Origin of the sequence: Kineococcus vitellinus, from assembly GCF_009906315.1 — a bacterium.
GTDB lineage: Bacteria > Actinomycetota > Actinomycetes > Actinomycetales > Kineococcaceae > Kineococcus > Kineococcus vitellinus.
The window spans coordinates 1-10045 of the sequence record NZ_JAAALL010000163.1 but is presented as its reverse complement, the minus strand read 5'-3'; the positions used below and the strand labels follow the sequence as shown (position 1 = coordinate 10045).

Sequence of the window (10045 nt, the reverse complement as noted above, 5' to 3'; positions counted from 1 at the left end):
TCCCCGCCGGGCGCCCCGCGGCTACGGTCGGCGGGTGGCGCGCGCGAGGACGGCGGGCCCCCGGGTGCGGGTGCGCCTGGCGGGCCTGGTCCTGGGCGCCGCGGGCGTCGCGCTGCAGGTGGCCGGCGGTGCGGACCTGCCGCGCCCGGTGCCCCCGGCGCTGGCGCTGTTCGCGCTCGCGGCGCTGCTGACGGCCACCGTCGCCCGGCGCTGGGTGCTGATCGTCGTCGCGGCGGCGGGCGTCGTCGGCCTGCTCAACGCCGCGGGCCGGCGCGGCGGCGCGGACGTGCTCACCGGCGCCGAGGGCGTCCCGGTCGCCGTGGGCGCCTGGGCGGTCCTCACCGGCTCCGCGGTGGCGCTGGCGACGACCGCGCTGCCCGCCGTCCGCGCCCGCCGCGCGCCCGGTCCCCGCGCCGGGACCGCCGGCGCGCAGACCGCCGGCGCCGGGACCGCCGGCGCCAGGACCGCCGGCGCGGGCACGGGCGCCCAGGTCCTCGTCCTGCTGCTGCTGGCGCCGGTGTGCGCGGAGTACCTGGCCGCCTACGACGACTCCACGGGCGACCCGGTGGCGCTGCTCGCCGGGCTCCTCGTCTTCGTGCCGCTGTACGGGGCGCCCGCCCTGCTGATCCGCGAGCTGGCCCGGCGTGCCGGGCTGTCGTGGCCGGGGGTCCTGCTGGCGGCGGCGGCGTTCGGGGTGGTGCAGGCGGGGGTGGTGGACCAGTCGCTGTTCAGCCTCGGCTACCGGGGCATCGAGTCGTGGGCGCAGGACCTGGAGCCGACCTTCCTGGCGCCGCTGGGCTTCAGCGCCGCCAACGCCCTGAACTTCGTCGGCGGGCACGTCGTGCACAGCATCGCGGGCCCCATCGCCCTGGCGGAGGGGCTGCGGCCCGCCACCCGGCACCGGCCGTGGGTGCGGCGCCGGACGCTGGTGGTGCTCGCGGCGCTGTACGCGGCCGCCTCGGCCCTCGTCCTGCGGGACTCCCTGGCGACGGAGTCCTCGCACGCCTCACCGGCGCAGCTGGTGGCCTGCGCGGTGCTGGTGGCGCTGCTGCTGCTGGCGGCGCGCTCGTGCCGCGGCCGGGGTGCGCGGGCGGCCGGGCGCCGCGCACCCCGGCCGCGGCTGCTGCTCGCCGGGGTGGGGGCCGTCTTCCTCGTGGTGGGCGCGGCCGGCCCGAGCCGTGCCTGGTTCGCCGGCTGCGCGGTGCTGCTCACCGCGGCCGGGGTCCTGCTGCTCCGGGCCTCGCGCTCCCCCGGCTGGGGCGACCGCCACGTCCTCGCCGTGGCCGCGGGCGCCCTGCTGCCCCGCGCCCTGCTGGCCTTCACCTACTCCCCGCTGCTGGGCGAGGTGGCGGCACCGGCGAAGTACGCGCACAACACCGCGCTGCTCGTGCTCGTGGCGGGGGTGTGCGTCCTCGCCGCGCGGGCCGCCCGCACCCCGGAGCCGGTGGGCGCGGCGCCGGGCTGAGGCCGCGGGCGCCTCAGCCCCGCGCCGCCCAGTCCCCCAGGCTCCAGTCGCGCACCTCGGGCACGTCCTCCAGGTGCTCCACGACGTAGGAGGCGTGCCGCTCCAGCTGCGCATGGCACCACGCCTTCACCTCACCGGCGCCGACGGGCAGCCGGCGGGCGTTGTTCAGCGCGTCGACCACGAGGTGGTAGCGCGAGGCGCGGTTCTTCACCGTCATGTCGAAGGGCGTCGTCGTGGTGCCCTCCTCGATGAACCCGCGGACGTGGAAGCGGTCCGCGTCGGGACGGCCGTGCACGAGCTGGTGGATCGCCCCGGGGAAGCCGTGGAAGGCGAACACGACGTCCACGTCGTCGGTGAACGTCTCGCGGAAGGTGAACTCGTCCATGCCGTGCGGGTGGTCGGTGGGCCGGCGCAACCGCATGAGGTCCACGACGTTGACGACGCGGGTGCGCAGCTGCGGCAGCCGCTCGCGCAGGATCGCCGCGGCGGCCACGGTCTCCATCGTCACCACGTCACCGGCGCAGGCGAGGACGACGTCGGGCGCGGCCGAGCCGTCGTCGGTGCCCGCCCACTCCCACACCCCCGCACCGCGGGTGCAGTGCTCGATCGCGGCGTCCATCGACAGGTACTGCAGCTGCGGCTGCTTGTCGATGACGACGAGGTTCAGGTACGAGCGCGAGCGCAGGCAGTGGTCGGCCACCGACATCAGGCAGTTCGCGTCCGGCGGCAGGTAGACGCGCGCGACGCTGGAGCGCTGGGTGAGCGCGGTCTGGATGAGCCCGGGGCCCTGGTGGCTGAAGCCGTTGTGGTCGTTGCGCCAGGCGGTGGAGGTGAGCAGCACGTTGAGGCTGGGCACCCGCGCGCGCCACGGCAGGTGGGCGGCCTCCTCCAGCCACTTGGCGTGCTGGACGGTCTGCGAGGCGCTGACCATCGCGAACGCCTCGTAGGTGGCGAACACCCCGTGCCGGCCGGTGAGGGTGTAGCCCTCCAGCCAGCCGTGGCAGTTGTGCTCGCTGAGCACCTCCATGACCCGGCCGTCGCGCGAGAGCGACACGTCGCCGGGTTCGGTCCGCTCCATCCACGCCCGGTCGGAGACCTCGAACACGGCGCCGAGGCGGTTGGAGTTCGTCTCGTCGGGGCAGAACAGCCGGAACGTCTCGGGGTTGTCGCGGTACACGTCGCGCAGGAACTCCCCCAGCTTGCGGGTGGACTCCGCCCGCTCCGCGCCGGGGCGCTCGACCTCGACGGCGTAGTCGCGGAAGTCCGGCAGCCGCAGGTCCCGCGTCAGCAGGCCGCCGTTGGCGTGCGGCGTCGCGGACATCCGCAGCTCACCGGCGGGGTTGTTGGCCAGGACCGCGGCGCTGGGCCGGCCGTCGGCCTCGAACAGCTCCTCGGGGCGGTAGGAGCGCAGCCAGTCCTGCAGCAGGCGCAGGTGCGCGGGGTCGTCGCGCACCCCCGACAGCGGCACCTGGTGCGAGCGCCAGGTGCCCTCGACCCGCACGCCGTCCACCTCGCGCGGACCCGTCCAGCCCTTGGGGGTGCGCAGCACGATCACCGGCCACGTGGGCCGCCGGCCGTCCCAGGCGCCGCCGCGCGCGGCGGTCTGGATCTCGCGGATGCGCCGGTGGGCGCGGGCCAGCGCCGCGGCGAAGCGGTGGTGCATCCCGGGCACGTCGTCGCCGTCGACCTCCAGCACCTCGTAGCCGTGGCCCTCCAGCAGCGAGCGCAGCTGCGCGGGGTCCTTGCGCGCCAGGACGGTCGGGCCGGAGATCTTGTAGCCGTTGAGGTCCAGCACCGGCAGGACCGCGCCGTCGCGGGCGGGGTTGAGGAAGGAGACGCCCTTCCACGAACCCTCCAGCGGCCCGGTCTCGGCCTCGCCGTCGCCGACGACGGCGACCGCGAGCAGGTCGGGGTTGTCCATGACGGCGCCGAAGGCGTGCATGAGGACGTAGCCCAGCTCACCGCCCTCGTGGATGGAGCCGGGCGTGGTCACGGAGGCGTGCGAGGGGATGCCGCCGGGGGCGGAGAACTGCCGGAACAGCCGCCGCACGCCCTCGGCGTCCTGGCCCACGTGCGGGTAGACCTCGCTGTAGGTGCCCTCCAGCCAGCCGGCGGCCACGAGCGCGGGGCCGCCGTGCCCGGGACCGGCCAGGTACAGGGCCTGCTGCCCGGTCAGCCGCACCAGGCGGGACAGGTGCGCGTAGAGGAAGGACAGCCCGGTGCTGGTGCCCCAGTGGCCGAGCAGGCGCGGCTTGATGTCCGAGGCCTGCAGCGGCCGCTGCAGCAGGGCGTTCTCCCGCAGGTAGATCTGCCCGATCGTGAGGTAGTTGGCCGCCCGCCACCAGGCGTCGACCGCGGCCAGCTCGGCGTCGTCGAGCGTGCCGAGCGGGTCGGCCGGGTCGGTGGCCGGGTCGGTGGCCGGGTCGGTGGCGCTCTGGAGGGTGCTGGTCCGGGGAGTGCTGCTGGACACGGTCGCCCCGTTCGGGTCTGGGTTCCAGGACACCCCCGTCATACCCGACCCGCCGGGGCGGGACCAGGGGTGGCGGCCCGCACGTCCGGTGAACGGCCGGGTGGACGCCCCGCGGCGCCCCCCCTGGCGCGGCGCACCGCCGCGGGGCAGGCTGACCGCGAGCGCCCGCGGGGGCGCAGAGCGGGCGGGTGGTCGCGGTGCTGGTGCGGGAAGCGCTGCCGCAGGACGGCCAGGAGGTCGTCGTGGTGCGCAGCGACGACGACGTGCCCTCGGCGGCGCGGGTGCTGCTGCGCCACCGGATCGCCTCGGCACCGGTCCTGGACGCCGACGGCCGCCTCGTCGGCGTCGTCAGCGAGTCCGACCTGCTGCGCGGGCGGCTGGCCCGCGACCCGCGCGCGCACTTCCTGGAGCGCCCCGAGGAGGACGCCCCGCCGCGCCTGGTCGCCGACGTCATGACCGAGCACCCCGTCACGGTCGACGTGCACGGCGACCTCGCCGACGCGGTGCACCTGCTCGTCGAGCGCGGGATCCGCGCGCTGCCCGTCCTCGACGGCCGCCGCCTGGTCGGCGTGCTGGCCCGCCGCGACGTGCTGCGCGTGACGACCCTGGACGACGACGACGTCCGCGACGCCGTCGCGGCCAAGCTCGCCGCCGACCTGCCCGGGCAGTCGTGGACCGTCGAGGTCACCGACGGCGTCGTCGCGCTCGCCGGCCCGCACGAGGAGGCCGCCCGGCGCATCGCGGCCGTCCTGGCCCGCACGGTGCCGGGCGTGGTGCGCGTGGGCGCCGAGGAGACGGGGAGCGTGGACGCGCCGGTGCGCCGCACGCGCCCCTGACCCGCACCCCGCCGCGCGACGCGCCGCCGGTCGGCGGGGCGGCGGGGCCTCAGCCCTCCATCCAGCCGCGGTGCAGCGCGCGCTCGCCGAGCTGCCCGTCCAGCGCGGCCCACGCGGCGTACCAGCGCCGGCGCAGCTGCGCCGGCCGCCACGGCCGCGGGCGCAGCTCGGGCGGCAGCAGCGGGTCCTCGCGCACGGAGCGCTCCAGGGCGTCGGCCAGGCGCACCTGCTGCACGAGCGGGTCCGCCGCGGGCGGGCTCGCGAGCGCGGCGGCGAGGGCGTCGTAGGCGCGGTCCACGGGGGCGGCCGGCCACAGCCGCTCGGCGAGGGCGAGCGGGTCGGCGCTGCCCCGCACCTCCAGGCGGTCGGCGGCGGCCAGCACGAGGTGGCGGCGCTCCGTCGCCGCCAGCAGCGGGGACAGCTCGTGGGGGCTGACGTACAGCCCGGTGGAGACCGGGGCCGCGCCGGCGGCGAGCAGGGTGCGGCGCAGCGCGTCGCGCACGGAGCGGGCCGACTCCTCGACGCTGACCGCGAGCAGGTGCCAGCGGCCGTCCCAGGGCGCCAGGCCCGCGTCCTGGGCCCGCACCAGGCGCAGCGCCAGCAGGTCGCGCTCGACGCGGGCCCGCCCCGCCGCGGTCAGCCGCAGGCTCCCGGCGCGCCCGCGGCCGCGCTGCTGCACGTCGCCGGCGGCGACGAGGCGGCGCACGGCCAGCCGGACCGGCTGGTCCTGCAGCCCGCAGGCGTTGGCGGTGTCGTAGACCACGTCGAGGCCCACCTCGCCCCGCAGCGGCAGGAGGGCCTCGACCACCGTCCGCGGCGCGGGGGTCACGGCCGCCGCCCCTCGGCCCGGTCCACGGGGAGCTGCAGCGTGCGGTAGCGGCGGAAGCCGTGGAGCGCACCGAGCGGGCCCAGGTCCCCTCCCCCGACGACGGCGAAGCCCAGGCGCCGGTACAGCGCCTCGGCGCGGGGGTCGGTGTCGACGACGCTCAGCTGCACGGCGCGCTCGCCGCGCTGCGCCGCGAGGTCGTGCGCGGCGGCCAGCAGCGCCGACCCCGTCCCGGCGCCGCGGTGCTCCGCCGCGACGCACAACCCGTCCAGCACGAGGACACCGGGCACGTCGGCGCCCTGCAGCGGGGCGAGGACCGCCGCGGCGCGCAGCGCCGCGGCCCACCCCAGCCGCGAGCGCGTCGCGCGCCACGACCAGTCCACCGCGCCGCGGCCGTCCGCGCGGAACCCGCAGACCCCCAGCACCCGCCCACCGTCGCGGGCGAGCAGGAAGCGGTCGGCGGCCAGGGCCGCGGTGACCTCGGCGCGGCCGGTCGCCTCGTCGCGGAAGGCGGGGGCCAGCTCCGCCCCGAACACCTCCCGGTGCAGGGCACCGACCCGCGCCCGTTCCGCCGCCTCGACCCCGTGCCCGACCTCCACCCGAGAACTATCGCATACGCTACGACCGTGCGGAGGAAGATACGTCGAGGTCTCGCGGTCCTGGGTGCGCTCGTCCTCGCCCTCGCCCTGCTGGTCGTGGTCGGCCACGACTACCGCCTGCAGGAGGAGCGCCTGGCCGTGCCCGTGCCGGGCGGCAGCCTGCGGGCGGTCCTGGCCCGCCCGCCCGGGACCGCGCACGGCCTCGTCGTCGTCGTCCACGGCGACGGGCCGGTCGAGGCCACCCACGACGGCCTGTACCGGCCGTGGTTCGAGGCCGCCGCCGACGCCGGGTTCGCGACGCTGTCCTGGAGCAAGCCCGGCGTCGGCGGCTCCAGCGGCGACTGGCTGGCGCAGAGCATGGCCGAGCGCGCCGCGGAGGTCTCGCACGTCCTGGACTGGGCCGCGGCGCAGCCGGACCTGCCGACGGGCACGGTCGTGCTGTGGGGGGCCAGCCAGGCGGGGTGGGTGCTGCCGCGGGTGGTGCGCTCGCGCTCCGACGTCGACGCCGTCGTGGCCGTCGCCCCGGCGGTGAACTGGCTGCGGCAGGGCCGCTTCAACCTGCTCGCCGAGCTCGAGCACGAGGGCGCGGACGCGAGCGCGCGGCGGGAGGCGATCGCCGCCAGCGATCGCACCCGGGCGCTGCTGGAGGCCGGGGCCGACCACGCCCGCTACCTGGCGGGGACGAGCGACGCCGAGCCGCTGGACGCCGCGCGCTGGGGCTTCGTGCTGCGCAACTTCCGCGCCGACGCGACCGCGGACCTGCGGGCGGCGGCCGACCGGCACGTGCCCGTGCTGCTGGCGCTGGGCACGTCGGACCGCAACGTCGACGTCGCCGAGACCGAGGCCACCTACCGGCGCCTGCTGGGCGAGGACGTCGAGGTCGCCCGCTTCCAGGCGGCGCACTCGCTGGCGCGGCCCGCGGTGGAGGAGAGCGACGCGCTCGGCCTGCTCACCGCCCTCGTGCGGCCGCGGGCGCTGCTGGCCCCCGGCGTGCTCGACACCTACCGCGGCTTCCTCGCCGGGCTCCCGCGGGAGCGGGCGCCGCGCTGACGGCCGCGCCCGCACCGGGCGGGGCTCAGTCGACGACCTCGTCGGCCTGGCCACCGGCCGGGGGGTCCAGGGGCGCGCGCCGGCTGCGCGCGGCCGCGCGCTCGGCGTCGGGCACGACGACCACCGGACCGCGGGCGCGGTGCAGCACCTCGTGGCTGGTGGACCCGAGCAGCGCGCTGGCGAACGCGCCGTGCCCGCGGGAGCCGACGACGACGAGCTCGGCGCCCTCGGCGGCGCCCAGCACCGCGTCGGAGGCGAAGGGGTCCTCCACGACCTCGCCGTGCACCCGCAGCCCCGGGTGCTGGCCGCGCCAGCGGGTGAGCAGGTCCTGCTGGGCGCCGCGGGCGGCCACCTCGGCGGCCTGGTGCGCCTCGCCGAACGCCTCGGGCGCGAGCTCGGCGGTGCGGTCCAGCGGCGTCTGCCACGCGGTCACCACCCGCAGCGGGACGTCGAGGGCCGCGGCGTGCGCGGCGGCCCAGCCGGCGGCGGCCTGCGCCGCGGGCGAGCCGTCCCAGCCGACCACGACGCCCCGGGCGCCGGGCGGCGGCAGGTCCCGCACGACGGCGACGGGGCAGCAGGCGTGCGAGGCGAGGAAGAGGCTGGTGGAGCCGAGCTGGAAGGCGCCGAACAGCCCGGCGCGCAGCCGGCTGCGGCGGCGGGCGCCGCTGACGACGAGCTCGGCGTGCCGGGCGTGGCGCAGCAGGGCGCGGCGGGGGTGCTCGCGGGCGAGGACGGTGGCGACCTCCACGTCGGCGCTCTCCAGGGCCGCGCGCCGCGCCGCGCGCAGCTCGTCGCGGGCGGCGGCCTCCAGGTGGGTGGCCAGCTCGGGGGTGAGGGCGGCCGTCGTGCCGTCCAGCACCACCGGGTGGACCTGCGCGTGCACGACGAGGAGCAGCGCCCCGCGCCGGGCGGCCTCGCGCGCGGCCCACACCAGGGCCGCTCCCGACTCCGCGAGGCTGCTGGTCCCCACCACGACCGTCCGCTGCCCGTCCACGTCCACGACGTCCTCCTCGCCCCGCTGCCGCGGCCGCGCCGCCGCTGCCGGCTCCAGCATCCCGCCGCCGCGGCGTGCGGACCAGGGACCGGCGCCCCCGGATCAGGCGCGGGGGGCCGCGGTGCTCTCGCGCGCGACGAACTCGCTGGGCACGAGGCCGACCGGGCCCACGTCCGCGCCGGGGCTCAGCCGCTGCAGCACGGCGCGGACGGCGCGGCGGCCGACCTCGACGAGGTCGTGGCGCACGGTGCTCAGGCGGGGCACCGCGTACGCGGCCGCCTCCACGTCGTCGAAGCCGGTGATGCTGAGGTCGCGCGGCACCCGCACCCCCGCGTCGGCGCACGCGCGCAGCAGCCCCAGCGCCATCTGGTCGTTCGCGCAGACGACGGCGGTCGTGGCGGGGTGCTCGGCCAGCAGCGCCGCCCCGAGGACGGCGCCGGAGGCGGCGCTCCAGTCCCCCGCGGGCGCGGCGGGGACCGGCAGGCCGTGCTCGCGCAGCACCTGCGCCCACACGAGCGCGCGCCGGCGCGCGGTCGCGGAGTCGCCCGGGCCGGCCAGGTGCGCGACCCGGCGGTGCCCGAGGTCCAGGAGGTGCTCGACGGCGGCGCGCACCCCGGGGCCGGGGTCGCTGTCGACGGCGGGGAAGACGTCCTGCCCGTCGCCGTCGGTGACGACGACGGGCACGTCGACGGGCAGCCCGGCCGTGGCCTCGCGCAGCACCGAGGAGGCCACGCAGACGACGAGCGCGTCCACGTCGCGCCCGGCCAGCGCGGTCGCGACGCCGGAGACGTCGCGCAGCGAGGGAGCGTGCACCGGCACCAGCGAGATCCGGTAGCCGTGCCGGGCGGCCTCCTCGGTGATGCCGTCGAGGACGAGCACGGCGCCGTGCGTGCTCAGCGTGGAGGCGATGACGCCGATGGTGCGCGTGGCGCCCGTGGCCAGGGCCCGGGCGGCGGCGTTGGCGCGGTAGTCGAGCTCGCCGACGGCGACCAGGACGCGTTCGCGGGTGGCCGGGTCGACGTTGGCGCGGCCGTTGACGACCCGGGAGACCGTCTGCGAGGAGACGCCGGCCAGGCGCGCGACGTCGGCCATGCTCGCGGCCCGGTGCAGGCGCCGGCCGACCCGCGGCCCCCCCGGCCCGGTGCTCTCCACGGCGGCATCGTGGCACGCCGGCTCTCGGCGGGTCGACCGTTGTCTGTTAGCGCAAACACGCGTACCGTCCCCGGGGTCGCCGCCGGAGTCGCCGCTGCACGGGCGCGTGGGAGATCGGAGCGCGCGTGGACGCCACCGGGACCAGGCACGAGCCCGTGAGCGCGACCGGGGCCTGCGGGCACCTGCGCGAGCTCGCCCGGCAGGCTGCGCGGCAGCCGCTCGTGCTCGCCGTGGACGGCGTGCGCCTGGTCTGCCTCACCGAGGACGCCTTCAGCCGCCTCACCAGCGCCACCAGCGCCACCAGCGGGACCACCGGGGCCAGCGGGACCACCGGGACCACCGGCGCGGCGGGCGGCGGCGCACCGGCCACGGCCCCCCCGCGGGCGGCGGCGGTCCGGCTGACCCCGCGCGAGCGCGAGGTCCTGCTGCTCGTCGCCACCGGGCGCACCGCGGCCGGGGCGGCCGCCGCGCTCGGGGTCGCCGTCAACACCGTCAGCCAGCACCTGGTGGGCGTGCGCCGCAAGTACGGCGTCTCCAGCACGCGCGCGGCCGTCGAGCGGGCCCGGGCGGACGGCGAGCTGCCGCCCCGCTGAGCGCGGCACCACCCGGGCGCCCACCGCCCGGGCAGGCTAGCGAGCCGCGCCCCCCACGCC

Annotated in this window: 9 protein-coding genes; 4 read left to right on the top strand and 5 right to left on the bottom strand. The window is 78.5% G+C overall.

What is annotated here, in order from left to right; translation table 11 throughout:
* Positions 1-1465: hypothetical protein (locus tag GTQ99_RS14400; RefSeq protein WP_205707494.1), on the top strand; the 1465-nt coding region annotated here is incomplete at its 5' end.
* A 13-nt stretch (positions 1466-1478) separates the two neighbouring features.
* On the opposite strand, the gene GTQ99_RS14395 is transcribed toward GTQ99_RS14400, so the two are convergent.
* Positions 1479-3935, bottom strand: a complete 2457-nt coding sequence (locus tag GTQ99_RS14395; protein WP_338075004.1) for a phosphoketolase family protein — start codon at positions 3933-3935, stop codon at positions 1479-1481.
* Between the two features lie 188 nt (positions 3936-4123).
* Between GTQ99_RS14395 and GTQ99_RS14390 the strand changes: the two genes are divergently transcribed.
* A complete protein-coding gene (locus tag GTQ99_RS14390) occupies positions 4124-4771 on the top strand; it encodes a CBS domain-containing protein (RefSeq protein WP_166616424.1) in 648 nt (215 codons plus the stop codon).
* Positions 4772-4820: 49 nt separating this feature from the next.
* Here GTQ99_RS14390 and GTQ99_RS14385 read toward each other — a convergent pair whose 3' ends face one another.
* Complete coding sequence (locus GTQ99_RS14385; RefSeq protein ID WP_166616423.1) at positions 4821-5600, bottom strand: PaaX family transcriptional regulator; 780 nt, start codon at positions 5598-5600, stop codon at positions 4821-4823.
* Complete coding sequence (locus GTQ99_RS14380) at positions 5597-6196, bottom strand: GNAT family N-acetyltransferase (protein WP_166616422.1); 600 nt, start codon at positions 6194-6196, stop codon at positions 5597-5599. Before GTQ99_RS14380 ends, GTQ99_RS14385 begins: the two co-directional genes overlap by 4 nt.
* A gap of 27 nt (positions 6197-6223) precedes the next feature.
* Here GTQ99_RS14380 and GTQ99_RS14375 point away from each other — a divergent pair, with 27 nt between their 5' ends.
* The gene (locus GTQ99_RS14375; protein ID WP_166616421.1) at positions 6224-7246 is read left to right on the top strand and encodes a serine aminopeptidase domain-containing protein; all 1023 of its coding nucleotides are present in this window, start codon (positions 6224-6226) and stop codon (positions 7244-7246) included.
* 25 nt (positions 7247-7271) lie between these two features.
* On the opposite strand, the gene GTQ99_RS14370 is transcribed toward GTQ99_RS14375, so the two are convergent.
* Together GTQ99_RS14370 and GTQ99_RS14365 are read right to left on the bottom strand one after the other, a co-directional pair.
* Positions 7272-8246 carry a universal stress protein gene (locus tag GTQ99_RS14370; RefSeq protein ID WP_166616420.1) on the bottom strand — a complete coding sequence of 325 codons (975 nt, stop codon included), beginning with the start codon at positions 8244-8246 and terminating at the stop codon, positions 7272-7274.
* 96 nt (positions 8247-8342) lie between these two features.
* On the bottom strand, positions 8343-9392 hold the full coding sequence (locus tag GTQ99_RS14365; protein WP_205707493.1) for a substrate-binding domain-containing protein: 1050 nt from the start codon (positions 9390-9392) through the stop codon (positions 8343-8345).
* Between the two features lie 155 nt (positions 9393-9547).
* Between GTQ99_RS14365 and GTQ99_RS26975 the strand changes: the two genes are divergently transcribed.
* Positions 9548-9985: a LuxR C-terminal-related transcriptional regulator gene (locus tag GTQ99_RS26975; RefSeq protein ID WP_205707492.1), complete on the top strand. Its 438-nt coding sequence runs from the start codon at positions 9548-9550 to the stop codon at positions 9983-9985.
* Positions 9986-10045 lie beyond the last annotated feature (60 nt).